20 protein-coding genes, 1 tRNA gene, 1 pseudogene and 1 riboswitch are annotated in these 25,761 nt (G+C 57.2%); of the genes and pseudogenes, 16 read left to right on the forward strand and 6 right to left on the reverse strand.

Features of this window, described 5'->3' with window-relative positions; translation table 11 throughout:
• The first annotated feature begins 25 nt into the window (after positions 1-25).
• The 9 genes and pseudogenes from ASF29_RS01575 to ASF29_RS01620 all read left to right on the forward strand — a co-directional run.
• Positions 26-835 (forward strand): inositol monophosphatase family protein, encoded by an 810-nt coding sequence (locus ASF29_RS01575; protein WP_062447882.1) that lies wholly within the window; start codon positions 26-28, stop codon positions 833-835.
• 205 nt (positions 836-1,040) lie between these two features.
• Positions 1,041-1,149: riboswitch (guanidine-I (ykkC/yxkD leader) on the forward strand.
• Positions 1,150-1,223: 74 nt separating this feature from the next.
• A complete protein-coding gene (locus tag ASF29_RS01585) occupies positions 1,224-2,294 on the forward strand; it encodes a putative urea ABC transporter substrate-binding protein (RefSeq protein ID WP_062447885.1) in 1,071 nt (356 codons plus the stop codon).
• 58 nt (positions 2,295-2,352) lie between these two features.
• Complete coding sequence (locus ASF29_RS01590) at positions 2,353-3,171, forward strand: ABC transporter permease (RefSeq protein ID WP_062447887.1); 819 nt, start codon at positions 2,353-2,355, stop codon at positions 3,169-3,171.
• Positions 3,168-3,911, forward strand: coding sequence for an ABC transporter ATP-binding protein (locus ASF29_RS01595; RefSeq protein WP_062447889.1), 744 nt, complete (start codon positions 3,168-3,170; stop codon positions 3,909-3,911). Before ASF29_RS01590 ends, ASF29_RS01595 begins: the two co-directional genes overlap by 4 nt.
• A gap of 81 nt (positions 3,912-3,992) precedes the next feature.
• Positions 3,993-4,808, forward strand: a complete 816-nt coding sequence (locus ASF29_RS01600; protein ID WP_062447892.1) for an urea amidolyase associated protein UAAP1 — start codon at positions 3,993-3,995, stop codon at positions 4,806-4,808.
• A 16-nt stretch (positions 4,809-4,824) separates the two neighbouring features.
• Positions 4,825-5,475, forward strand: coding sequence for an urea amidolyase associated protein UAAP2 (locus tag ASF29_RS01605; protein ID WP_062448613.1), 651 nt, complete (start codon positions 4,825-4,827; stop codon positions 5,473-5,475).
• Positions 5,476-5,480: 5 nt separating this feature from the next.
• The gene (gene uca, locus ASF29_RS01610) at positions 5,481-9,017 is read left to right on the forward strand and encodes an urea carboxylase (RefSeq protein ID WP_062447893.1); all 3,537 of its coding nucleotides are present in this window, start codon (positions 5,481-5,483) and stop codon (positions 9,015-9,017) included.
• A complete protein-coding gene (gene atzF / locus ASF29_RS01615; RefSeq protein WP_062447896.1) occupies positions 9,017-10,822 on the forward strand; it encodes an allophanate hydrolase in 1,806 nt (601 codons plus the stop codon). The genes uca and atzF overlap by 1 nt, the downstream gene beginning before the upstream one ends.
• A gap of 268 nt (positions 10,823-11,090) precedes the next feature.
• Positions 11,091-11,939 (forward strand): annotated as a pseudogene (locus tag ASF29_RS01620) (efflux RND transporter permease subunit); the annotation flags it as partial.
• A gap of 299 nt (positions 11,940-12,238) precedes the next feature.
• On the opposite strand, the gene ASF29_RS01625 reads toward ASF29_RS01620, so the two are convergent.
• A complete protein-coding gene (locus ASF29_RS01625; RefSeq protein ID WP_062447902.1) occupies positions 12,239-12,787 on the reverse strand; it encodes a TetR/AcrR family transcriptional regulator in 549 nt (182 codons plus the stop codon).
• A gap of 111 nt (positions 12,788-12,898) precedes the next feature.
• Here ASF29_RS01625 and ASF29_RS01630 point away from each other — a divergent pair, with 111 nt between their 5' ends.
• The 4 genes from ASF29_RS01630 (at position 12,899) to ASF29_RS01645 (ending at position 16,905) form a co-directional block, all read left to right on the forward strand.
• Complete coding sequence (locus ASF29_RS01630; RefSeq protein ID WP_156462490.1) at positions 12,899-13,687, forward strand: SDR family oxidoreductase; 789 nt, start codon at positions 12,899-12,901, stop codon at positions 13,685-13,687.
• A 55-nt stretch (positions 13,688-13,742) separates the two neighbouring features.
• Entirely contained in the window at positions 13,743-14,837 is a 1,095-nt protein-coding gene (locus ASF29_RS01635; protein WP_062448614.1) for an alkene reductase, read from the forward strand.
• A gap of 114 nt (positions 14,838-14,951) precedes the next feature.
• Complete coding sequence (locus tag ASF29_RS01640) at positions 14,952-15,776, forward strand: oxidoreductase (protein ID WP_062447908.1); 825 nt, start codon at positions 14,952-14,954, stop codon at positions 15,774-15,776.
• A 124-nt stretch (positions 15,777-15,900) separates the two neighbouring features.
• Positions 15,901-16,905, forward strand: coding sequence for an NADP-dependent oxidoreductase (locus ASF29_RS01645; protein WP_062447909.1), 1,005 nt, complete (start codon positions 15,901-15,903; stop codon positions 16,903-16,905).
• A gap of 383 nt (positions 16,906-17,288) precedes the next feature.
• Here ASF29_RS01645 and ASF29_RS01650 read toward each other — a convergent pair.
• The 4 genes from ASF29_RS01650 to ASF29_RS01665 all read right to left on the reverse strand — a co-directional run bounded on the left by ASF29_RS01650 (position 17,289) and on the right by ASF29_RS01665 (position 21,033).
• Positions 17,289-17,362: transfer RNA gene (locus tag ASF29_RS01650), tRNA-Gln, on the reverse strand.
• A gap of 363 nt (positions 17,363-17,725) precedes the next feature.
• Positions 17,726-18,889: a pilus assembly protein TadG-related protein gene (locus ASF29_RS01655; RefSeq protein ID WP_156462491.1), complete on the reverse strand. Its 1,164-nt coding sequence runs from the start codon at positions 18,887-18,889 to the stop codon at positions 17,726-17,728.
• A 466-nt stretch (positions 18,890-19,355) separates the two neighbouring features.
• Positions 19,356-20,261 carry a helix-turn-helix transcriptional regulator gene (locus ASF29_RS23745; protein ID WP_156462492.1) on the reverse strand — a complete coding sequence of 302 codons (906 nt, stop codon included), beginning with the start codon at positions 20,259-20,261 and terminating at the stop codon, positions 19,356-19,358.
• A 31-nt stretch (positions 20,262-20,292) separates the two neighbouring features.
• Positions 20,293-21,033, reverse strand: coding sequence for an AraC family transcriptional regulator (locus ASF29_RS01665; protein WP_062447913.1), 741 nt, complete (start codon positions 21,031-21,033; stop codon positions 20,293-20,295).
• 459 nt (positions 21,034-21,492) lie between these two features.
• On the opposite strand from ASF29_RS01665, the gene ASF29_RS01670 reads away from it, so the two are divergent.
• Together ASF29_RS01670 and ASF29_RS01675 are read left to right on the forward strand one after the other, a co-directional pair.
• Positions 21,493-22,371: an alpha/beta hydrolase gene (locus ASF29_RS01670; RefSeq protein WP_244473461.1), complete on the forward strand. Its 879-nt coding sequence runs from the start codon at positions 21,493-21,495 to the stop codon at positions 22,369-22,371.
• Positions 22,372-22,542: 171 nt separating this feature from the next.
• The gene (locus ASF29_RS01675; protein WP_062447918.1) at positions 22,543-23,334 is read left to right on the forward strand and encodes an SDR family oxidoreductase; all 792 of its coding nucleotides are present in this window, start codon (positions 22,543-22,545) and stop codon (positions 23,332-23,334) included.
• A 242-nt stretch (positions 23,335-23,576) separates the two neighbouring features.
• Here ASF29_RS01675 and ASF29_RS01680 read toward each other — a convergent pair whose 3' ends face one another.
• The gene (locus ASF29_RS01680; RefSeq protein ID WP_062447920.1) at positions 23,577-23,876 is read right to left on the reverse strand and encodes a hypothetical protein; all 300 of its coding nucleotides are present in this window, start codon (positions 23,874-23,876) and stop codon (positions 23,577-23,579) included.
• A gap of 439 nt (positions 23,877-24,315) precedes the next feature.
• Here ASF29_RS01680 and ASF29_RS01685 point away from each other — a divergent pair, with 439 nt between their 5' ends.
• Entirely contained in the window at positions 24,316-25,719 is a 1,404-nt protein-coding gene (locus ASF29_RS01685; protein ID WP_162237874.1) for a tyrosine-type recombinase/integrase, read from the forward strand.
• Positions 25,720-25,761 lie beyond the last annotated feature (42 nt).

The raw sequence follows: 25,761 nt of genomic DNA on the forward strand, positions 1-25,761 counted from the left end.
CGTCTGGAAATCAAGGAAACCGGAAATGACAGGACAGAATGACGGCCTCGAACAGCGCTTCGCACTGGCAAAAGCGCTCGCCGAAGAGGCTGGAGCGATGGCGCTCGATTACTTCAACAAGCGTGACAGCCTCGTGATCGAGACGAAAAGGGACCTACAGGATGTCGTGTCCATCGCTGACCGCAATGTCGAGACCATGCTGCGGGAGCGCGTCGGGGAGGCCTTTACCGGAGATGGGTTTCTGGGAGAGGAACACGGCTATAAGGGCGGCTCATCCGGATACACCTGGGTCGTGGACCCTATCGATGGCACCGCTCCTTTCGTCAATGGCATGCCAAGCTGGTGCGTATCGATTGCTGTGGTGAAGAACGGGCTCCCGGTCATCGGCGTCATCAAGGTTCCTTGCTCCGAGGAAACATATGCCTCTGCCTCGGGCCTCGGTGCAACCTTGAACGGCAAACGTCTGGCGCTCGATCCTGCAAGAAACCTGCAAAACGCCCTGACCGGCATCGGTTGCAACAACTATGTCACGCCTGAACGAGTCGGTCGCATTGTCAGCGACGTTATGGCCCGAGGCGGCAACTTCATCCGCAATGGCTCCGGCGCCCTCATGCTCGCCTACGTAGCAGCCGGTCGTCTCGTCGGCTATTACGAGCCTCACATGCGCGCCTGGGACTGCATGGCAGGATTCTGCCTCGTAAAAGAAGCCGGCGGCCGCTTCATGCCATTTTCGCTTGAAGGCGAAAATCTGTTCGAGGGGCAGCCGGTTCTTGCTAGCAATGTATCCAGCTACGAAGAACTGCTGGAAGTGCATCGATCTGGTCTGGCACTTTAAAATACGCAAGGTTGAATAAAGTACCCTACTGGAAGCGGGCTCGTGGGCCGGCTTTCCAAACGCTGGTTGACCAGTCGGGCCTATTTTGTGGGCATCTCGTTCTATAGCTAGCCTAGAAAACCGGCTCGACTATCCATCAACCGCTGCAACATCTGCTCAAAATCCAAGGCACAAGCACTTGGCACGAACATTGCTTTAATATCTCTGAGTTGGCCGCTAGGGTTCCGGTGCTTTGAGCATGACTGGTCCGAGAGCAGCCACTGGGCGGGGAGAAATCCCGTTCGGATGCACGGCGGGACAAAAGCCCGGGAGACCTCGTTAGCCAAGGAATTGGCGGCGCAGGTTCGTGCCGATTCCTTTTTGAAGAAACGCAAAAAGGGGAATACCAATGCAGACTTTCACCAAAATCATTTCCGGCCTCCTGCTGACTGCATCGCTGGTCGGACCGGCTGATTTGGCGCAGGCCGCGCCGAAGAAAGACTTCAAGGTCGCATGGTCGATTTATGTCGGATGGATGCCTTGGGGTTATGCTGCCGACCACGGCATCGTCAAGAAATGGGCCGACAAATACGGCATCAAAATCGAAGTCACCCAGTTCAACGACTATGTCGAGTCGATGAACCAGTACACGGCGGGCGCCTATGATGCGGTGACGCTGACCAACATGGATGGTCTGTCCATTCCAGCCGCAGGCGGCGTCGATACCACCGCCGTCATCGTCGGCGATTTCTCCAACGGCAATGATGCGGTCATTCTCAAAGACAAGACACAACTTGCCGATATCAAGGGTCAGAGCGTCAATCTGGTGGAGTTTTCCGTCTCGCACTACCTGCTCGCCCGTGCGCTGGAGAGCATCGGCGCTTCGGAGCGGGACGTAAAAGTCGTCAATACGTCCGACGCCGATATGGTCGCAGCCTTTCAGACCGCAGATGTCTCCTCGGTTGTCACCTGGAACCCGCTGGTCTCGTCAATCCTCGAAAATCCCTCGGCAAAAGCTGTGTTCGACAGCTCCAAAATTCCCGGTGAAATCATCGATCTGATGGCCGCTAATACGGATGTGTTGGCGGACAATCCTGATTTCGGAAAGGCACTGGCGGGCATCTGGTACGAGACTCTGGCGGTGATGACGGCCGACAGCCCTGAAGGAAAGGCCGCGCGAGAGGAAATGGGCAAAGCGTCAGGTACGGACCTCAAAGGCTTTGAAGCCCAGATGGCCGCCACCAAGCTTTTCGACAAGCCGGCAGATGCGGTGAGCTTCACGGCATCGCCCGAACTGGGCAAGACGATGGACCGTGTGCGCCAGTTTCTCTTTGCGAAAGGCCTGCTGGGCAACGGTGCTGCCTATGCCGATGTCATTGGCATATCGCTTCCAGACGGCTCGGTTCTCGGTGACAAGGCCAACGTCAAGTTCCGCTTCGTAACCGACTATATGGACGCTGCCGCCAAGGGATCGCTCTGAGCCATCAACGGGGCCGCGCGCCTGCGGCCCAACCCTTTCGAAACGTTCTGGAGTTCCCATGCGCTGGATCAACTTGCGACCATCGAACGGTACGCGCCTTGCCCTTGGTATGCTTCCATTTGCAGCCATTGTCCTTGCCTATACGATCGGTTCGGTGGCACGGCTTGCAGAGAATCCGAATGACAAGCTTCTGCCGGGGCTGGTCAGCCTGGCTGATGCGATCAACCGCATGGCTTTCATACCGGATGGCCGCACGGGCGATATCGTCTTATGGACGGATACCATCGCCAGTCTGATGCGTCTCTTTTCCGGAATTGGCATCGCGACCGCTCTGGCGCTGACCATCGGCATGCTGATCGGAATGCTGCCCTATGCCCGCTCGCTTCTGTCACCCGTTGTAGCCGCCATCTCCATGGTACCGCCGCTGGCACTGCTGCCCATTCTGTTCATCATGCTGGGGCTGGGTGAAGTCTCCAAAATCGCCCTCATCGTGATCGGCGTCATGCCGGTGATGATCCGCGACATCGCACTCAAGGCAATCGAGCTGCCGCGTGAGATGATTGTAAAAGCCGAAACACTGGGCGGAAACTCGCTTCAGATTGCCTTGCGTGTCGTGCTGCCACAAATCCTGCCGCGTCTCATCACCTGTCTGCGCCTGCAAATCGGGCCGGCCTGGCTGTTTCTGATCGCCGCTGAAGCAATCTCGTCGGATTCCGGCCTCGGATACCGCATTTTCCTTGTGCGGCGCTACCTCGCCATGGATGTGATCTTTCCCTACGTTGTCTGGATAACGCTGATCGCCGTCCTCATGGATTGGTTGCTGGAACGGGTGCGCATCGCAGTCTTCCCGTGGTCCAGCCCGGAGGTCAGGACATGAGTACCATTCGCATCGACCGGGTCTGGAAGGAATATGGCGACCAGATCGTTCTGGAAGACATATCGCTCGACATCGAGGACCGCGCCTTCGTTGCTTTGGTCGGTCCCTCCGGCTGTGGCAAGTCGACATTCCTGCGGATGATCCTGGGGCAGGAAAGCCCCACGCGTGGCGAAATCCTGCTGGATGGCAAGGTTCTTTCACCTGAGCCGGGGCCGGATCGCGGCATCGTTTTCCAACGCTATTCGGTCTTTCCGCATCTGACCGTGCTGGGAAACGTGTTGATCGGCAAGGAACTGGCAGGCTCGCGCCTCATTGGCAAACTGTTTGGCGCGAAACGTCGTGCAGCGGTCGATGAGGCAAGAGCCTTGATCGCGGATGTGGGCCTTGGGGGCACGGAAGACAAATACCCCGCCCAGCTTTCCGGCGGCATGCAGCAGCGTCTGGCCTTGGCGCAGGCGCTTTTGATGCGGCCCAAGGTTCTGCTGCTGGACGAGCCGTTCGGTGCGCTCGATCCCGGTATTCGGGCCGAAATCCACCTGCTGATGAAACGGCTTTGGAATGAGACGCCCATGACGGTCGTGATGGTGACGCATGACATGCGTGAGGCTTTCACGCTGGCAACGCGTGTCATCGCGTTCGAGCGACCGCGCGACAGACCAGAGGAAAAACTGCGCTACGGCGCGCGGATCACCCGCGACCTGCCGATCTGGCCGCCCCGGCGCGCCAAGGGCGCGGCCTGAATTTCGACCGCCCGCCGGGACGACCCGGCATGAGGGCAGCACAATCGGGACGACCCGGACAAGACCTCCATGGAGAACCCCATGCATCAACGACGTTCACCGGAAGACATCAATGCCAATCGCGCCCGCTATGAAGAACACCAGAAGAAGGGGCTGGAGTTCGCGCCCAAGTCCCTGTCGGGTTTCAGCCCTCTTGTCGAGCCTGCAATCGACGAGGCCCATGTCATTCACCGCGAAGTCGTTCCCGGCGGCTGGTACTGGTCCACGAAGGTGCGGCGCGAGGAAACATTGCGCGTCAGTCTCCAGCAGGGCTTTTCGTCGGTTGCACTCATCGCGTGGTCGAGCGCCGACACGTCGGAGCGCATGAACCTTCCCGATACGGTCAAGATGCAATGGACGACCGGCCTCTCCAAAGGCCGCGTCATTTTTTCCGACATGGGACGGGTCATGTTCTCCATTACGGAGGACAGTTGCGGTGCGCATGATTGCCTCGTCGGTGGTTCAAACGAGAAGACCAATGCCCGCTACGAAGGCTCCGAGCTGCGAGATACGCGGGATAATTTCATCAAGCTCGCCATGAAAATCGGCCTTAACAGACGCGACATTCCCGCTGCATTCACCCTGTTTGCGCCCGTGCGGGTGGATAGCGACGGCGGGTTCTTCTGGAACCCGGCCCTGTTGAACGGTGCCGATTACATCCACCTGCGGGCCGAGATGGACATGATCGTCGGCTTTTCCAATTGCCCGCATCCGCTCGATCCCAACCCCGCCTATGCCCCCAACCCCGTCACCATAACGCGAGTGGCAGCGCAGCCCGTTGGCTTAGACGACCTCTGCCGCACAGCGACCGCCGAGGCCGTGCGCGGCTTCGAAAACAACGCATTCGCACAGCTTTGAGACGGGAGACACGATGATGACCGATTTTATCCAGACCAATCCCGCCCGCACGCTCGATAACGCCGCGCAGGACCATTATGTGGCAGCGGAAAAGCCGTTTTCCACCGTGGTGCGCAAAGGCCAGACGGTGCGTATCGAAGACAGCTACGGCCAGCAGGCCATCGATACACTGTTCTACAATGCCGCCGATTATTCCGAACGCTACTCCAGTCAGGATACGGTGCGCGAGCAGAATGCGGCCTATGTTTCGACGGGGACGAAGGTCATGTCGAACGAAGGCCGGGTCATGCTGGCGGTCACCGCAGACAGTTGCGGCCGCCACGATACCTCGGCAGGTGCGTGTTCCTGTGAAAGCAACACGGTGCGCTTCGGTCACGGCACGAAATATCTGCATGCCTGCCGCGATAATTTCGTCGCCGAAGTCGCCCGATACGGCATGAGCAAGCGGGATATCGCGCCCAACATCAACTTCTTCATGAACGTGCCGATTTCACCGAACGGTGGAATAACCATCGTCGACGGCGTGTCCGCAGCGGGAGATTATGTTGAGTTGAAGGCCGAGATGGACGTGCTCATGGTCATCTCCAACTGCCCGCAGATCAACAATCCCTGCAATGGCTTCGATCCGACACCCATCCGGGTTCTCGTCTGGGATGGAGAGGTTTGAGCGCCATGTTCAAAAAAGTTCTCATTGCCAATCGCGGTGAAATCGCCGTGCGCGTTATCAAGACGCTTGGCAAAATGGGCATAGCCTCCGTCGCCGTCTATTCGGATGCCGACCGTTTCGCCAAGGCCACCCTTATGGCGGATGAAGCCGTTCACCTTGGTGCGGCACCGGCCAGCGAAAGCTATCTTGATGTCGAAGCCGTCATTGCCGCCTGCAAGGCGACCGGTGCTGAAGCCGTTCATCCCGGCTATGGGTTCCTGTCGGAAAACATCGGTTTTGCCGAACGGTTGAAGGCTGAAGGCATCGTTTTTATCGGACCGACGCCTCAAAACATTGCAGATTTCGGTCTCAAACATACGGCCCGGGACCTCGCACGGACAAGCGGCGTGCCGCTTTTACCCGGATCTGACCTGCTGTCTTCGTTGGAGGACGCGCTGGATGCCGCCGAGACTGTGGGCTATCCGGTCATGCTGAAATCGACAGCGGGCGGCGGGGGTATCGGCATGCAGCTTTGCCCGGATGCGTCGGCATTGAGAGCAGCTTTCGAAAGCGTGCAACGAACAGCGAGGGCGAGCTTCGGCGATGCCCGCGTCTATCTGGAACGCTTCGTCGCCAAGGCGCGCCATGTCGAGGTGCAAATCTTCGGTGACGGGCAGGGCCAAGTGATCGCGCTTGGCGAGCGTGACTGCTCTTTGCAGCGGCGAAACCAGAAGGTGATCGAAGAAACGCCTGCGCCCGGACTTTCGGATGTGATACGCCAGCGGCTTCATTCCGCAGCGATCGCCCTGGGCCGACAGGTGAAATACACGTCCGCCGGAACGGTTGAGTTCATCTATGATCCCTTGCGGGAAGAGTTTTATTTCCTTGAGGTCAACACCCGTTTGCAGGTGGAACATCCGGTCACCGAAGCCGTGTTCGGCATCGATCTGGTCGAATGGATGATCCGCCAGGCGGCCGGCGAAGACGTGTTAACCGACCAGGGAACATTGACGCCGAAGGGTGCAGCCATAGAGGCTCGCATCTATGCGGAAATGCCCCATGCCGATTTCCGTCCCAGTGCCGGGTTGTTGACGCAGGTGATCTTTCCCGAAGGGGTGCGTGTCGATGGCTGGATAGAGACCGGGACCGAGGTCACGCCTTTTTACGATCCGATGCTGGCCAAGGTGATCGTCTCGGGCGAGAACCGTGCCTTAGCGATAGCCAATCTTCAGGCCGCCCTTGGCGCAACGTCCATTTCCGGCATCGAAACCAATCTTGATTATCTCAAGGCCATCGCTAGGTCCGACATTTTCGAGAGCGGCAATGTTGCCACCACTGCGCTTAAGGACTTCGTTTTCGTGCCTGATGTCGTGGAGGTCATCTCTCCCGGCGCACAATCGAGCTTGCAGGAACTGCCGGGTCGTGTCGGCCTCTGGCATGTCGGTGTTCCGCCCAGCGGCCCGATGGACGAACGGTCCTTCCGGCATGCCAATCGCCTCGTCGGCAACCACGACCATACGGCGGCACTGGAACTGACCGTTTCCGGCCCTGTCCTGAAATTCTTCTCCGATACCATCGTCGCTCTGGCGGGCGCGGAGATGCCGATGATGCTCGAGGGCGAGCCTGTCGCCCATAATGCGCCTTTCCTCATCCGGGCGGGGCAGACCCTCGTTATTGGCCAGATCAGAGGGGCCGGACAGCGGGCCTATCTGGCGGTGTCCGGTGGCTTCGATGCGCCTGTCGTGCTTGGTTCACGCGCCACATTCGGACTTGGGCAATTCGGTGGCCATGCCACGGGAACCCTTCGCGCCGGGCATGTGTTGCGTCTCGCCAAAATGCCGCAGGCAGACATCCAACCCGCAACCGAACCAGCGGTGCTTGTGCGGGAATGGTCGGTGGGGCTGCTTTACGGCCCCCATGGCGCACCGGATTTCTTTCTCGATGACGACATCAAGACGCTATTTTCTGCCGAATACGAGGTTCATTTCAACTCGGCACGCACAGGGGTTCGCCTGATCGGCCCGGCACCGAAATGGGCCCGCACGGATGGCGGTGAAGCGGGGCTTCATCCCTCAAATCTCCATGATAACGCCTATGCCATAGGCTCGATCGATTTTACCGGTGACATGCCGATCATCCTCGGGCCGGATGGGCCCTCGCTTGGTGGTTTCGTTTGCCCTGCGGTCATTGCAGCCGATGAGCAGTGGAAGATGGGCCAGTTCAAACCGGGCGATAAAATCCGCTTCCACCCAGCCGCCCGTGCCCATGATCCGGTGGCTGGCCCTGTCGTGCATGGCATTGGCGAGGTGGCAGGCTCTCCGATCCTTGGTGAAAACAGGGAACGAGAGGTGCCGGTTGTCTACCGCCGTCAAGGCGACGACAATATTCTCGTGGAATATGGATCGATGCAGCTTGATGTTGGCTTGCGGCTGCGGGCCCATCTGCTGATGGAGGCCGTGAAGCAAGCCAAGCTTCCGGGTGTGATGGACCTGACGCCGGGTATTCGTTCCCTGCAAATTCACTACGATGGATCGAGCATCGCCCGAACGCGGCTGCTGGGTCTTCTCTCAGAGATCGAGGATACCATGCCCTCGGTGCAATCGGTCAAGGTTCCGAGCCGCACGGTCTGGCTTCCGCTGTCCTGGAACGATCCGGATGCTGAGCTTGCAATGCGCAAGTATCAGGAACTGGTGCGCCCCAATGCGCCGTGGTGCCCGTCGAATATCGAGTTCATTCGCCGCATCAACGGTCTTGCCGATGAGGAGGCTCTGAAACAGACCATTTTCGATGCCTCCTATCTGGTGATGGGGTTGGGCGACGTCTATCTCGGTGCACCCGTTGCCACGCCTCTGGACCCGCGTCACCGGCTTGTCACGACCAAGTACAATCCGGCACGCACCTGGACACCGGAAAATGCGGTGGGCATCGGTGGTGCCTATATGTGCATCTACGGCATGGAGGGACCGGGCGGATACCAGCTTTTCGGCCGCACGATCCAGATGTGGAATACATGGCGACAAACGCCCGTCTTCGGCAAGGACAAACCCTGGCTGCTCGATTTCTTCGATCAGGTCCGCTTTTTTCCCGTCAGTCATGATGAACTGACGGAAGCACGGGCGGCTTTCCCCCATGGCGGTTATCCGATCCGCATCGAGGATGGAGAATTCTCGTTTGCTGCCTATGAAGCGGAACTTGCCCGTAACGCCGCCGCTACAGGTGCTTTCAAGTCCAGCCAGCAGGCAGCTTTCGAAGCAGAGCGCGGACGCTGGAAAGAGCAGGGGCTGGACACATTTGTTGTCGATGAAAACCACGCCACCGGTCTTGGCGGCGACATTCCCGACGGCTGCTTCGGGGTGGAAAGTGCCGTGCCCGGCAATGTCTGGAAGGTGCTGGTGGAGGAGGGGCAGGCCGTGGCCGCCGGGGATACGCTCGCCATCATCGAGTCCATGAAAATGGAAATCACCGTCACGGCCCATGCGCCCGGTCGCGTCCGCGATCTGCGGGCCGGGCCTGGTCGCAACATTAAAGCTGGCGACGTGCTGGTCGTTCTGGAGAATGCATGATGTTTCCCCTGTTTCTCGATCTTTCCTCCTTGAAGGCGGCCTATGCTGGCGAGCTTTCACCGCTCGATCTGGTGGAGGAGGTGCTGTCCCGCATCGCCGCCTCCGACGACCCGGCAATCTTCATTTCGAAGACACCCGCCGACGAGTTGAGGAGTGCCGCACGCGACCTCATGGCGCGCGCGCCGGAACCGAATAGCCTTCCGCTCTGGGGCGTGCCATTTGCGGTCAAGGACAACATCGACGTCGCGGGGTTGCCGACCACGGCTGGATGCCCCGCTTTTGCCTACCAGCAGGGGGAAGACGCGAGTGTCGTGAGGCGGCTAAGGGCCGCTGGCGCACTGGTGATCGGCAAGACCAATCTCGACCAGTTCGCCACCGGTCTCAACGGCACGCGTTCTCCCCATGGCGCACCGCGATCCGTTTTCGACGCGGACTATATTTCCGGCGGCTCATCTTCCGGCTCCGCTGTTGCCGTCGCTTCGGGTCTGGCGAGCTTTGCACTTGGCACGGACACGGCGGGCTCCGGCCGTGTACCCGCCGCCTTCAATAATCTCGTGGGCATCAAACCGACACCGGGGCTGGTTTCGAATGTCGGTGTCGTACCCGCCTGCCGCTCCGTGGATGTGGTGACGGTCTTTGCGGGCACAGTGGGCGATGGCGTTGCCGTCCGCAAGGTCATGGAGGGTTATGACGCTGCCGATGCGTTTTCGAAGAAGGCAAAGCCCGCCATCCTGCCCATGACAGGTCTGAAGGTCGGTATTCTCAAGAATGAGGAGCGAGAGTTTTACGGCAATCGCGACTATGAAGCCATCTATGACGCCGCGATTGAGCGCGCCAGGGCGCTGGGTGCCGAGATCGTCCTCTTCGACTACGCGCCGTTCCGCCAGGCGGCGGAGCTTCTCTATAATGGTCCCTGGGTCGCAGAGCGGCTCGCGGCGGTGAAGGATTTCATCACCTCCAATGCGGCGGATGTCGATCCGACCGTTCGGACCATCATTTCCGGTGCCGCGCATTATAGCGCTGTCGATGCATTCGAAGGCCTCTACACGCTGGAGGCGCTTCGCCAGAAGACGCTGGCGACGTGGGAGACAGTCGATGTGCTGATGCTGCCGACGTCGCCGACGACCTATAGGGTCGATGAGATGCTGAGCGATCCCATCGTCAGAAACGGACATCTCGGTCGCTATACCAACTTCGCCAACCTGTTTGGTTATGCGGCCATTGCCATTCCCGCAGGCTTCGACCCTCAAGGGCATCTGCCTGCTGGTGTCACGCTATTCGGCCCGGCATTTTCCGACGATGCGTTGGCATCTTTTGCGGATGCGCTGCACCGGGCACTTGCCGTGGGTATGGGGCGAGACAAGGCTGCGGCTCTGCCGTTACTCGCGCGTGTTGGGGAGCCGGACGATGGTTTTGTCTCCCTGATCGTGGTCGGTGCTCACCTCTCCGGCATGCCGCTGAACCACGAGCTGAGCGGTCCTGGCGGCAAGCTCATCAAAGCATGCCGGACGGCTGCCGATTACCGGCTGTTCGTGCTGCCCGATACCACGCCGCCTAAGCCGGGCTTGATACGAGCACCGGGCTTTGCCGGTCCCGGTCTTGCCGTCGAGCTCTGGAAAGTAACGCCGGAAGCCTTCGGTCGCTTCGTTGCCAATATTCCTGCCCCCCTAGGCATCGGCAAAGTGACACTGGATGATGGCAGCCAGTTTTCCGGCTTCCTGTGCGAAGCCCATGCCACCGAAGGGGCCGTTGACATCACGCAACTCGGCGGATGGCGAGCCTATATCCTGTCAACTTCATCTTAAGGTCGTTTTCAATGAAAGAAATCATCAAACCTGTGTTCACTTTCTGTAAGAAGATTCTGATTGAGGTGTTGACTGCCAGGGCAGAAATGTATCGGTCTCGATACTCCTGTAAGCCATAGTTAAGTGGCTCTGACACATCGTTCATTTGGTAGGCGATGTGCCTGCATAATATGGCTTCCGGCTTCTGCCGCGTTTTTCCAGACTATCTGCATCCAAAGCACCGAACCAAGAAGCCCTTCGCCCTGGCGCAACGGCAACCCTAATACCAAGCCCAGCATCAGCCTCGTCCGATCGCCAGATTCGAATAAAGAGGCTTGCCGCTACGCGGCTGCGCGACAACATTCGCAACGTGCCTGTCGTAGCGCGCAGCGCAGGCGAAAATCGCCTCGACCCATCAAGCTTGGCGGACTTCGCTTTGATGAGCAAGGACGGCCGTCAGGTTCCGCTGGATCAGTTCGGGCACTCCGAGATCCGGTTTGCGGAACTGATACTGAAACGTCGTGACCGGAAACCGGTCATCACGATCAGGTCCGATATCAACGAGGCGACCCAGCCGCCGGAAGTGTCTCAACAGGTGATGAAGGCGCTACAGCCGCTGATCGCAGCCACATTGATTGTCATCATCTTGCAGGTTCGCAGCTTGTCGACGACGACGATGGTAATGCTGACGGCACCTCTCGGTCTCGCCGGAGTGGTCCCAACCTTGCTTCTGTTCAATCAGCCGTTCGGTTTCAACGCCATTCTCGGACTGATTGGACTGGCGGGTATCCTCATGCGCAACACGTTGATCCTGACGGAACAGATCAAGGAAAACCAGGCGGCGGGGCTCGATGACTATCATGCCGTCATCGAGGCGACAGTTCAGCGAACACGACCTGTGATCCTGACGGCGCTTGCGGCGATCCTGGCATTCATTCCTTTGACCCATTCGGTGTTCTGGGGATCTATGGCTTATACGCTGATCGGTGGAACGGCGGCCGGGACAGCGATGATCCTGCTTTTCCTGCCAGCGCTCTACGCCGTGTGGTTCCGCATCAAGCCACCGAAAGCGGAAGCCTGTCAGCAGACTGATATTCAGCGGGAGCTGGGCCATGGCCAGGCTATGGCTGCGGAGTAGGCCAACCGGTGCAACGAAAAGAACCCGCCATCGCGATGGATGCTGCCAGAAGTTTGCAGCATCCAGAAGCGGCCGTCGCTCGGTCATGGTCAGAGGCTCGTGGTGTGGTAACCATCAAACCGAGAAATGACGCGCTACAACTAAGTCTTTCTAGTCCGTTCTTTTCCGTGTCTGGGTGTCGCGATCGAATGGGTAACATTGGGCCGAGGCACATCAGATGTTTCCGGAGAGATTGTTCCTCGTGGTGGTGAGCATTGACTCAACCGGATCGACTGCTCAGATTGTGCGCTTTCGGCAACCTAGCCGACACGGCTGTCGATCCATGTGCGCGTCTGCTCAAGAACCTCGTCCGACAGTTCGGGATCATCGACCGCTCTGGCAAGGATAACGGCTCCCACCATTGCGGCCCAGCTTCCGATCGCTGCACGGCGCTTTTCGGCTGCACCTTGCTCCGGAAGCGCCTGCTCGATACGCGCGATTTGGGTGCGCAATCCTTCTGTCATGACGGCCTTTGCGGCTGGCGTCTGGTGACGAATAGCGGCGGCGAGGCCTGCCGTCGGGCATCCGTTGCCGGGATTATCCCGATGACGAGGTGCGAGGTAAGAACGGACGAAACTGTTAAACTCGCCGTCTCCGACACTGTCAGATGCCAGCGCCTGTGCAAGCGTCTGGGCCACAAGATCATCTTTTGATGTGAAGTGTCCGTAAAAGCCGCCATGCGTCAGTCCGGCTGCCTTCATGACTTCGGCCACACTGACCGCATCGAACCCTTTGTCCTTAAACAACCGGCTCGCGACATCCAGAATCCGGCGACGGTTTTCTGCCATCTGTTCTCGGCTGACCTTCATTTTCAAAATTCTCCGCAACGCCTGTTGACATTTACATGATGACGATCATATTTAAATCCAATCATGATGATGATCATGAATATAGGTTCAATCAGAGAAAAGAGCAATCCAATGAGCCAAATTTCCGCAGTCCTGATTACCGGTGCATCCACTGGTATCGGTGCCACCTATGCTGAACGGTTCGCACGCCGCGGCCATGATCTCGTGCTGGTCGCCCGAGACGGTGTGCGCATGGAAACGCTTGCAAGCCGCCTGTGCCAGGAAACCGGCGTGACAGTCGACATCCTCCCGGCCGATCTCACCCAGACGGCGGATCTTGCAAAGGTTGAGACCCAACTGCGCGACGATGCGCGCATCGGTATTCTCGTCAACAATGCCGGAACGGCGATCGGTGGAAGCTTCGTCGACCAGAGCGTCGATGACATGACCAAGCTCGTTGCGCTCAACGCGACCGCGCTCGTCAGGCTTTCCAGCGCTATTGCTCCCCGTCTCGCCAAGGCAGGAGAAGGCGCAATCGTCAATATCGGTTCGGTCGTCGGCCTCGCCCCGGAATTCGGCATGACCGTCTACGGTGCGACAAAGGCTTTCGTCCTTTTCCTGTCCCAGGGACTTGCGCAAGAGCTCGGACCGAAGGGTGTTTACATTCAGGCGGTGCTTCCCGCCACGACCCGGACCGAGATCTGGGATCACGTCGGCGCCGACGTCAATGCCATGAGCAATGTCATGGAAGTGGGCGATCTGGTCGATGCGGCCCTGGTCGGGTTCGACAGCCGCGAACTGGTGACCACTCCGCCGCTGCACGATATCGGCCAATGGGACGCCTTCGATGGCGCGCGCAAAGCCATGCTTGGCAATCTCGCCAATGCGCTCCCTGCTGAACGCTATCGCACGCCGGTGTGAGCTTTCCGCACTCGATGAACCCACGCCGATCCAGAAAAAATATCAAAGTGATATCATGACAAAGACCACGCTCTTCGAACCCACCAGCTTAGGCGCAATCACGCTTGCAAACCGCATCGTCATGGCACCGCTTACCCGCAACCGCGCCGGCGCGGGCTTCGTGCCCGGCGACCTGACCGCCGAATATTACGCCCAGCGTGCTTCTGCAGGGCTGATTATTTCCGAGGCCACCCAGATTTCTCAGCAGGGCCAGGGCTATCAGGACACGCCCGGCATCTACACGAAGAACCAGATCGACGGCTGGCGCAAGGTGACGGCTGCTGTACACGCAAAGGGTGGGCGCATTGTCATGCAGCTCTGGCATGTTGGTCGCATCAGCCATGTTGACCTGCAGCCTAATGGCGGCCTGCCAGTGGCGCCATCGGCCATTCGTGCGGCGACCAAGACCTTTGTCAACAATGGCTTTGTCGATGTGTCCGAGCCTCGCGCTCTGGAGATTGATGAGCTCGCCGGTATCGTCAACGACTTCCGCAAGGCGGCAGCCAATGCCATCGAAGCCGGTTTCGATGGGGTCGAGGTGCACGGGGCCAACGGCTATCTGCTTGAGCAGTTCGCTAAAGACGGCGCCAATGTTCGAACGGATGCCTATGGCGGCTCCGTGGAAAACCGCGCGCGTCTCATGCTCGAAGTCACCGCCGCAGTGGCGCAGGAAATCGGCGCGGAGCGCGTAGGCATTCGAATTTCGCCGGTCTCGCCCGCCAACGGCATTTCCTGCAGCGATCCCCAGACGCAGTACGATTACATCGTCGATAAACTCGATGCTCTCGGCATCGCCTACATTCACGTCGTCGAAGGTGCGACCGGCGGCCCGCGCGACGTCGCGCCCTTCGATTATGGCTCGCTGCGCCGCCGCTTCAGCAAAAGCTACATCGCCAACAATGGCTTTGATCTTGAGCTTGCGACGTCGCATCTAGCCGATGGCAGTGCGGATCTCATTGCCTTCGGACGCCCGTTCATCGCCAATCCCGATCTCGTGGAGCGACTGCAAAGCGGTGCACCTCTGGCCGAAATCAATCCGGCCACGCTCTATGGCGGTGGGCCTGCGGGCTACATCGACTATCCGCGCTTTACCGAGACCTCCGGTCGTTGAGACATCATTGGGGCCGTACCTCGGCGCGGCCCCTCTCATGTCAATCACCATCAATTCCTGACAACTCCCAAGGCTGCGCGGACAGATGTCGCGCACCAGATCGAGAACAAAGCAATGGCAACCTTTGCATCTAAAAGACAGAAGACTGCATTTGTGACCGGTGCCTCAAGCGGCATCGGCAAAGCGTCGGCATTGGCGCTCAGCCGGGCGGGTTACAGGGTGATTGGCACCAGCCGCAAGGCGTCACCCGACGAGGTCCGCGACGGCATACGCATGATCGCGTGCGATGTGACCTCAGATGCTTCCGTAGCCGCCGCTGCGTCGCTGGCACTTGCAGAACTCGGCCAAATCGACCTTCTGGTCAACAATGCCGGATACGCCATATCAGGTGCTGCAGAAGAAAGTTCGATCGAGCAGGTTCATGCGCTGTTCGATACAAATTTTCTGGGCGTGGTGCGGGTGACGAATGCAGTTCTTCCGATCATGCGTCAACAGGGTTTTGGGCGGATCCTGAATATTGGCTCGGTCGTGGGGCTTATTCCTGGTCCCTTCGGTGCCTATTATACGGCGAGCAAGCATGCGATCGAGGGCTATTCCGAATCTCTCGATCACGAGGTGCGGCTGTTCGGCATCCGTGTCGCGGTGATCGAGCCATGGGCGACGAAGACGTCCATCGAGGCCAACTCGCCGCGTGGCGACCGCCCTGTTGCAGCCTATGGTCAGACATTTGCCCGATACCAAGCGGCGTTCAATGCCGCCATGGCAGCCGGCGACACGGCAGACGATGTCGCCGCGACCATTCTTACCGCAGCACAGGCAAGGACGCCGCGCTTGCGCTACCCCTCGGGCAAGGCTGCCCGGCAAACTTCCTTCGCACGGCGTTTTCTTCCGCGTGCGCTGTTTGATCGTATCTTGCGCCAGCAATTCAACATAGCCTGAGAGTTGATGCTCTTTGACGACGCCCGCCAAGGTGCGATCTTGCATTACCATGCCGAGTTCGTGCTGAAAGCTCTGGCTTTCCCTGCGACCTGACCTGATAACCGTCTCACACCGGAGAAAACCCGTGAAAGCCTTCGTTGTCGACAAATACAAGAAGAACTACCCCCTGCGTCTCGCAGACATGCCAGATCCTGAAATCGGCGCCAATGACGTGCTGGTTCGCATCGAGGCTACCGCAATCAACCTTCTCGACTCCAAGGTGCGTGACGGCGAATTCAAGCTGTTCCTGCCCTATCGACCGCCCTTCATCCTCGGTCACGATCTGGCCGGAACGGTCCTCCGCGTCGGCGCCAATGTCCGACGGTTCAAGGTGGGCGACGAGGTCTATGGCCGTCCGCGGGATCGCAGAGCTGGCACCTTCGCAGAAATGATAGCGGTTGATGCCGAAGACCTGGCGCTGAAGCCAAAAAGCCTGTCCATGGTGCAGGCTGCCTCGATCCCCCTGGTCGGACTGACCGCGTGGCAGGCGCTTGTCGAGGTTGGCAAGGTCCAGCCCGGTCACAAGGTGTTCATCCAGGCTGGGTCCGGCGGTGTCGGCACATTCGCCATCCAACTTGCCAAACATCTCGGTGCCACCGTGGCGACCACCACCAGTGCCGCGAATGTCGAGCTTGTCAAAAGTCTCGGCGCGGATGTGGTCATCGACTACAAGGCCCAGGACTTCGAACAGGTGCTGTCCGGTTATGATCTCGTGCTGAACAGTCAGGATGCCAAGGCCTTGGCAAAGTCAGTCAATGTGCTGAGGCCCGGCGGTAAACTGATCTCTATCTCCGGGCCGCCGGACGTCCCCTTCGCCAAATCCCTGCGACTGAACCTCATCCTGCGCCTTGTCATGCGGATGCTGAGCAGAGGAATTCTGAAAAAGGCAAAGAGCCGGGGCGTCGACTATTCCTTCCTCTTCATGCGGGCGGAAGGCGAGCAACTGCGGGAAATCGCCAAGCTGATCGACGCTGGTGCCATCGGTCCTGTCGTCGACAAGGTGTTTCCCTTTTCGCAAACGGCGGACGCCTTGGCCTATGTCGAAACCGGGCGCGCGAAGGGCAAGGTTGTCGTTACTGTTTCGCAATGACGGGTTCACCTGCATGACGCTCTCTTTTTCAAAGCGGTATGTCCGCTTCTACGACTGTTGCAGAGAGGAGCAGACGTTCTCCTTGCGGCCCAAAACCTACATTCTTCAAAGCCTGTCTGAAGCACCTGCAACAGCATTCCAGCCGTTATTTGAGAGTTCTAAGTATCTTTGGGATATGAGAGATGTCACGTCCCTTCGACGGAAAATCACGCCAACCGGTTGAAAAGACGCAACGATTTTCTGGCGATGGACCAGTACGTTAAAGTCGAATTTAGAGAGAGATCAAAACCGTAAACGTCGAGCATCTAGAGTTGCGTTGGTTTGGATCTGGAAAGCGATACGCGACACTCTATAAGTCGCTGATACTACAACGCGAAAGCGGATGGCTGGGGAACCTGGATTCGAACCAAGATTAACGGAGTCAGAGTCCGTCGTTCTACCGTTGAACTATTCCCCAACGTAACAAAACCGCTGCGCCGTTCTGTTAGGCGTCCTATAAATGATTTGCGCGGCTATGCAAGTCCAAAAATGTCTTTGTGGGCGAAAAATGAGTGCAATTAGTTAGGGCGCGTCGTGGGCAGCGGTGAAAGGCCTTTAGCGTACTCTGAGTGCTTGCGGTATGAGACAAACAGTTTGTGATGATGTGTCATTTCGCGATGCAAGGGGTAGCAGAGTCTTCGTTTGTCGACTGGCGCGGCAAACGCAGTGTTCCGCAAAATGCTGCGCCCACCTATCCGTTTAGACAGTTGACGTTACCTTGCGCAGTGCGACCCGCTGTCGTGGAGCTTCACTCCTGAAATAAACCCAAACCAACCTCAGCTTATTTTACCAGCCGTGCCGCCGACTTTGCGCCGGTGTCGCCGCCGTCGTAAGACTTGAGGGTCCAATTGGCCGAATTGACGATCATGGTATTGACCACCATAGAAATTTTGTTGGCCTGATTGGTTGTGGAGTTGTAGGTGACATCGCGATTTGGAAGGTAGATGATACCCTCCAGAGTTTCACCGTTGGAGCCGTTGAATATATACTGACGGGTATTCGATCCAACCGTCATGTTACTGGTTTTCTCGAACATCAACACACCCTTATAGATTCCACTTGTTGGTGGCGACGCCTTGAAGGTAAGCCCGCCATTGGCCCGGATTTCACTGTCGACGTCTGGGAAATAGAACGTGACGCCATTTGCGACAACGGTCGAGTTGCTGTTGATGATCATCCGCCCCTTTACGATATGCAGACCCGGCTCGAAGGTAACGGTCGGGCTGCCGTTGAATGTCAGGTCGCAATGCATGCCGGGCTTTATCGACTGTGTTTTGCCATCCTTCGTGCCGCTATCGGTGCAACTGGCTGGCGATTTCGGTTCAGTGATTTTGCCGGCGTAGGGATCGGGTGCTGCGTTGCAACCTACCTGCAGATTGCTCAACGTGCCGCCATTCTTGATATATTGCGTGCCCTTGACGCAAAATCGCGTCGTATCGATTGTCGAGCCACTGTTCATGATGAAGGCTGGATTGCTGACAGACTGTACGTCAATACCGCAGCTGTCACTTTTTACGCGAGCGCCTGAGTTGATCAGGACAGCCTGATTGCTATTTCCTAGGACATAAATGCAGGCGCCGGAAGACTTTGCCTTCGGTGCCACAGCCGTTGCTGATACGGATATGGGCATCGTCTCCATGCCGATGAGAGGCAGAAATGATGGCTTGAAGTCGGTCCGAAAGCCGCCGGTAATGCTGCCGTCGGAATTCGACGTCACTGTCACGGCATTTTGCCAGTCAACGGGCTGGCTCCCTTCCGGCATGACTCTACTCAGAAAATTCTCGACTTCGCTCCGTTGCGCCTGTGGGGTCGCTTTTGTTGCTGCCGCGAGGACGCCAGCGTCGAGCGTTTCCTGCAAGTGCTGCTTCTCGGTCATGGCATTCACGACATCGACCGCACCTCCAGCCACGACAAAGAGTATGGGAGCCATCAGGGCTGCGAGCATTCCGAAATTTCCGGAGCTGTCCACGATCAAATTGTGACGTTTGGGAAAAATGTTCTGAAGTGTCGACCTAATCCGCACGATAAACCCCTACAAATACATGGTTTATCCTCAATAATTTCAATTATTTAATAATATAAGAATATGTAGTATAACAATTATATTAAGAATACGGCTTCGAATTTAATGATCGCCATCTTTTGAGTTAAACTGATCTGCCTTGGGTTGTATTTTGTTCTTTCGATAGAAAAATGACCAATTGTAGTGAGAGATTTTTCGTCGAGCCAATCAATCGGCGTAAATGGAAGCGCAAAAGACAAACAGCATCAAATAGCCGATTATCTCACGCGGCTCGACCGTCTGGCCCGAAATGCGATCTTGGGCACAGGAAGCAAATCCGGATGCTTCAGAAGTCGCTATTGGAGCTGGAGCCGGATGTTTATCATCGGTTACCAGTTTACGACCGCTGTCAGTGAAGAACGTGCTTCCTCCACACATTGGGGGTGACGCCGACCACTGCGGTGAATACTCGTGTGAATTGTCTTTCATTTCTGAAGCCGCATCGGGTCGCGATACAGGAAATCGACGTGGTCGTCAGGCGCATCAGTGTCTTTGCCTGCTCTACACGCTGGTGACGCATCCAGCTATCCGGCGTTTCACCTGTCGTTCTGCGAAAAGCCTGAATGAATTGTCGTGGTGTAAGATCCAGTTCGGATGAGAGCAAGGAAAGAGAAAGATCGGCCTCGATTTGATCTCGCATAAGCTCCATGGCCCGATGAACCTGGTTGGGTGAAAGATTATGGCTCTTGTAGACGCCCTGTTTCATCCTGCCAAAGGCGTGAGCGAAGTAAACGGTGCTAGCAAGAAGAACACGCTCGGCATACATCAAGCCCACTTCGTCGGGCCTTTCCAGGGCGGGTATAAGAGACTGGGCAAGCCCCCAGACCGTCTCGTCTATACGCCCTTCGTGCTCACAGGAAAGTGTTTCTACGGGTCGAACACCTTGATCCTTGGCAACTTCGTTGAGCTCGGACTGCGGCACGGTGAAAATGATCGTGTCAAAGGCGCTCAAGAGATTGGCTTTAGGCCGCTGCCAGTGGTTGACAACGGAAACGGTGCGCTCCTGGAACGAGCCCTGATGAACAAGCCTGTCCTCGAGATAGAGTTCGCGGCGCTCTTGCGAGCGCAATTGAACAAGAACTGAAAAAACCGCATCGGGCTGTGCCGGTGTCGCAAATCCGTGGTTTGGCGTGTCTCGCTTCACCCTGGAGACGAGCAGTTTTGAATGTCCGAGTCCTGACCCTACAATTTGTGCAACCGAGTCGGTCTTGAATTGCCGAACCTGTCTTTGCGCATATTGTCTGTCGGATTCCAATTGCTGTGTCCCTTGCTGCAGAAGTTGTGACCTACGACTTGATCGCCCGCCGCCAGACAGAAGGTGTCACGCCGACGAAGGATTTGAACATACGGGTGAAATGGCTCTGATCGGCAAAGCCGCAGCAGTCCGCCACTTCGACCAGAGTCGCCGTGTCATTAGCCAGCATGACTTTCGATTTTTCGATACGATGCCGCAATATCCACTGATGAGGAGAATCCCCCGCCGTCACCTTGAAGGCGCGGACGAAATAACTCACGGAAAGCCCGCAGTGAGCCGCGAGCTCCTTTAGGGAGAGATCTGCATCTGAAACGGAAGTCATCGCTTCGGTGACGCGTCGAAACTGCCACGGTGCGAGCGATCCAGGTTTATCCGTGCTACGACGCATGCCGCCGAAGGCCTGGGCGAAATAGGTGTTTATGGCAAGCATCAACTGCTCGGCATAAAGCGATCCGATTTCGTTTGGACGCTTAAGTGCTGGCAACAAAGCGTTACCCAGATGCCATATGGTCTCGTCGAAAACGCCGCCAGGCTTGCAGGAAAGCTGACTGACACGCCGGGCCCCCCGTTCTTCGGCAATCTCGTCTAGGGCGATTTGCGGGACGATAAAGATGAGATTGTCGAAAGGGCTCAACAAATTTGCAAGCGGCTTCTCAAGGTGATTGACCACGCTTGTCGTGCGAGCAGCATATGAGCCACGATGGATGCATTTCCCATCGATGAATAATTCTCTGTTCGTCTGCTCGCGAAGTTGCAGCAGAACCGAATACACAGCGCCGAATTGATGATCCGCCGGAGTCGCCGGTCCATGTCCAGGAGTGTCCCTCCGCAAACGGGAAACGAGCAGCCGGGATTTGCGTGGGCCGGACGCGACCAGTTGAGAAACGGAATCCGCCCGGAACTGGCTAACGAAGTTCTGACCGTAGGCTAGATCGGTTTGCACGCATCGCCCTCACTGCGTCGTCTTCAGACCCTATCGGTATGCTAATTTAGCTATCTCGTCATGTCTTGAACATTGTGGGCTTTTTTGTCGAAAAGTGAAGTGGTGCGCTGCACTGCCCTACATCTGCAATGATGACATCACGTGTGGCGAGCATTTTGGACGAAAAGGGACAATATCCCTCAAGATCACCGACCTGTTTCTGACTAGCTTCCATTCAGAAATGGAGACGGTTCGATGAAGAAAATACTATTGGCGGCTGTGACATGTTTATGTCTGGGGAGCGGTGCTTTGGCGGATTCATTCGTATTTCCAGATTCCTTCCGAACCGAAGAGGTCAGTACCAACGGTACTACGCTCCACGTCCGGATCGGCGGCAAGGGGCCTGCCGTCCTCCTTGTTCATGGATATGGAGACACGGGCGATATGTGGGCACCTCTCGCAAGAGAAATGATGGCGGACTACACCGTCATTGCCCCGGATTTGAGGGGGATGGGCCTTTCGGCGGTCGCGACGGACGGTTTCACCAAGGTCAATCAGGCAGAGGATCTGGCAGGTGTCCTTGATGCGTTGAATATCGATAAGGCCGATGTTGTTGGTCACGATATCGGCAACATGGTCGCTTATGCTTTTGCCAAATCCCATCCAGACCGCACCACGCGTCTGGTCGTCATTGATGCTCCAGTTCCGGGGGTTGGTCCCTGGGAAGACGTTTTGAAGAACCCGTTGCTCTGGCACTTCCGTTTCGGCGGACCGGATATGGAACGGTTGGTTGCCGGGCGCGAACGCATTTACCTTGATCGGTTCTGGAATGAATTCTCAGCCGATCCTACTCGGTTTACCGAGGCTTCACGCGCTCACTATGCGGAGCTCTATTCGAAGCCCGGTCGCATGCATGCAGGCTTCATGCAGTTTGCTGCGTTTGACCAGGATGCCATCGATAACCGCGCATCTCTGGAAAAGGGCAGGTTGGAGATGCCGGTCCTGGCTGTTGGTGGTGAGCGTTCATTCGGTAAGACGATGGCCTATGTCATGCGTTTCGCTGCCGATGATGTGCATCAGGTCGTCATTCCCAACTCTGGTCACTGGCTGATGGAAGAGCAGCCCGAAGTGACGGTCGCTGCTATCCGTGGATTCCTTGATCCAGCTAAAAGCAAAAGGGAGCCATGACACCTATTGGCGCAACGTCCTTAGAAGCGCATGATGCAAGCTCTCGCAGCTCTTTGATGAGGGCTAAGCCTACGTCATGGGGAGCCAAGCCCGCTGTAACCGCAAAAGTGGCTAAGTTAACCGCCGTTCTCTAGGCATCGAGGCCACCCAGATGTATCGACAGGAGCAGAGATGCAAATCAATCTTACGGGCAAGACAGCCCTGGTCACTGGATCTACAGAAGGTATCGGCTACGCAATTGCCCGCCAACTTGCAAGCGCCGGGGCAGATCTCGTGATCAATGGTCGATCGGAAGACAAGACCGAGAAAGCCGCCAAGCGTCTCGAAAGTGAAGGTGCGAAGGGAACGGTGAAGGCTGCTGCCGCTGACGTTTCGACGTCGCAAGGATGTTCGGAACTGGTCGCCAGCGTCCCATATGTCGACATTCTCATCAACAATGCGGGTATCTTCCAGCCTATAGACTTCTTTGACGCAAGCGATGAAGTTTGGGACCGGCACTGGCAGGTCAATGTCATGTCGGCGGTCAGGCTTTCCCGCGCCTATCTGCCCGGTATGCAAAAATTGAACTGGGGCCGCGTGATCTTTCTGGCGTCCGAATCCGGCTTCAACATTCCCGTCGAGATGATCCACTACGGTGTCAGCAAGACTGCCGATATCGCGGTTGCCCGCGGGCTCGCCAAACGAATGGCAGGGACTGGCGTCACCGTGAACTCTGTATTGCCCGGCCCTACTCTTTCCGAGGGGGTCCAAGCGATGCTTGCCGAAGAGAAAGAGAGGACCGGGTTGCCCATCGAGGAGGTGGCCGCCGCTTTTGTCATGAAGCACCGCAGCACTTCCATTATCCAAAGAGCAGCGAGCGTCGAAGAAATCGCAAATCTTGTAACCTATCTCGCATCACCTCTGGCGTCGGCCACGACGGGTGCATCGGTTCGCGTCGACGGCGGGGTCATAGACACACTGTAGGGCTCAGCAGAACCGTTTACTTGTCTCGCCATCGACGCCCGGTCGATCCGACGTCTTTAAAATCCAGTCGGCTTAAGCATGGTACCGATGGCTTTAACAACGCTGGCACATTTATCTTTGGGCACCGCTTTGGCTGGTCTGGGGTGTCGGTAGAAACACACATGTATTTCGCTCCCTTCGCCGAATTTCAATGACTAAACCAAACGCGACCGGATGATGTCCATACCCGGTATCGTCCGATGCTATCGTTCAGCCGCTATCTGGTGCCGGTCAATCCCGTCGCGAAGCCGGGCCACTGCGGCTTGCAAGAACTCGCTGCGCCGTAGCTCCGAGGTGGCCTGCAACGCTGTTTCCAGCCGGTCTCGGATTCTCTCCATGAATCCCACATGGTCGAAACGGTGGGCAGCAATATTGACCTCCACCTCGTCCATGTAATGAGCCAGATGCGCTTCAAGCACGAGGTTCGCATCCGTCTGGAAATGGGCTGCCATACGCTCTGCCAGAATTCCCATTTGCACGTATGGGCCATACTTATCGCTCATGCAGTATCCTTTTGTTGCGTGGTCAAATTACTTAGGTCACGTGTTCGACAAACACGAGATGGTCGCACAGCTTATCGCGAAAACGTTATCTTCACCCGCGCAATTGCCGTGAAGGCTTTGAAGCTAAACGATTGTCGCGCCAATGGCGTTTTCTTTTTCAGATATCGGAATACAACGGAACAGACCGGCTTTTGTGCAGTCAAGAGCGCTATGTCGCAACGCACGAAACGGTGTTCACGAACTGGCATGTTTGCTTTGCAAATCACGCATGAGCCAGCCGACAAAAAAGGCTTGGTCTCGTTGTTTCTAAAGGGGAATTATCACTTCTGAAGTGATTGGTGGAGCTAAGCGGGGCCTCCACGAGCAAGCTATAAGATCTTGAATCTACTGATATGAAATGATATTCCACCGAAAAATTTGGTCGGAGATATTGGTCGGAATGGCACGAAAAGTCAGGAAGCGGGCGGCAAGGCATCTCGTTCTGAAGGGGCGGAAATATTGGTTTACTCGGGATATTCCTGAAGCGATCCGGTCTCATTTTGGGGGGAAAACGGCCTACCTCGTCAATCTTGAGACAGGCGACGTCACGAAAGCCATGGGGCGGCGCGACGAGATATTGGCCGAGACAAACAAGCTCTTTCGAGCCGCAAAAGAAGGTCGCCCCATCAAGGGTGCCACAGACGCTGTCTTAGACCTCGCGAATGCTTGGGTAGACGAACTCCAAACCAGCCGCGCCGATCCCCACGCTTGGACAGCCACGATATTCAATCGGGACCCCGCGCACGTGGCCGACGAGGACGTGATGACCGCGGACGACTTCACAGAGGAGCGCGCCGAGGCTGTGGAGCGGGAGCATGGTTACAAGGCACGGAGACGCTTCGTGAACATTATCCAAGGTCGGGTCGACGTTGACCACCACGTCGAAGATTACTTGAAAGAGGCGCGACTTGCGCCGAAGACAACCGACGAGCGCCGCAACCTCATCAAGCGTTTTGCGAGTTGGGCAAAGCTCAAGGGCTGGTCGCTGCCGCAAATTGACCGCGCTAAAGCCGGTAGTTATTTTTCCGAGGCAATCGCACCGCTCAATGAGCGCACCGCCCGCAAGCACCACGGGAGCGTCAAGTTGTATTGGGACTATCTTATTGCGCGGGGTCATATAAGCGCAGCCAACCCATGGGAAGGCCAGCGGATGCCTGATAGGGGGCGTCGGGTTGAGCGGGGTGGCAAAGTCGAAGAGCGCCCCTTTAGTGAGGAGGAGATTAAGACCCTACTGTATTCAGCCTACCCCCGTGGGATGCGAGAAGCATTCAAGGCTCAAATACATGACGCCATCCGCATTGCGGCTCTCTCAGGCCTCCGACTTGCGGAACTCGTCACGCTATGGGTCGAGGAATGCCCCATTGATGAGGATGGCAATGGCTATTTCGACATTCGACAGGGTAAGACCGCGGCAGCCGCTAGGCGTGTGCCGATGCATCCTGACGTTATCGAAATCGTGAAACGCCGCAAGAAGGGGAAAGACCCGCAAGATTGGCTCTTTCACGAACTGGCTGATGAGCGGAACGCAGGTGACGTCTTCGGCAAGCGTTTTGCCAACTACCGGGAGAAGCTTGGCGTGGATGACAAAAGGCCCGGACAGCGCCGCAGCTTGGTCAATTTCCATTCCTTCCGCCGCTGGTTCGTCACCGAAGCAGAACGGGCCGGTATCCCTGAAAGTACCATATCGTCCGTCGTGGGCCATGAGGAGGGGCGCAAGTCGATCACACTCGGGGTCTATTCGGGTGGACCCGCTTGGCAGCAAATGAGGGCGTGCGTGGAGGCTGTGAAGCTTCCCGGCTCGTGAAGTCTGGCATCAAGTCATCAAGCTACTAGGGCACTGCTAGAG

It is taken from the genome of Rhizobium sp. Leaf262, assembly GCF_001422245.1.
Taxonomy (GTDB): Bacteria; Pseudomonadota; Alphaproteobacteria; order Rhizobiales; family Rhizobiaceae; genus Agrobacterium.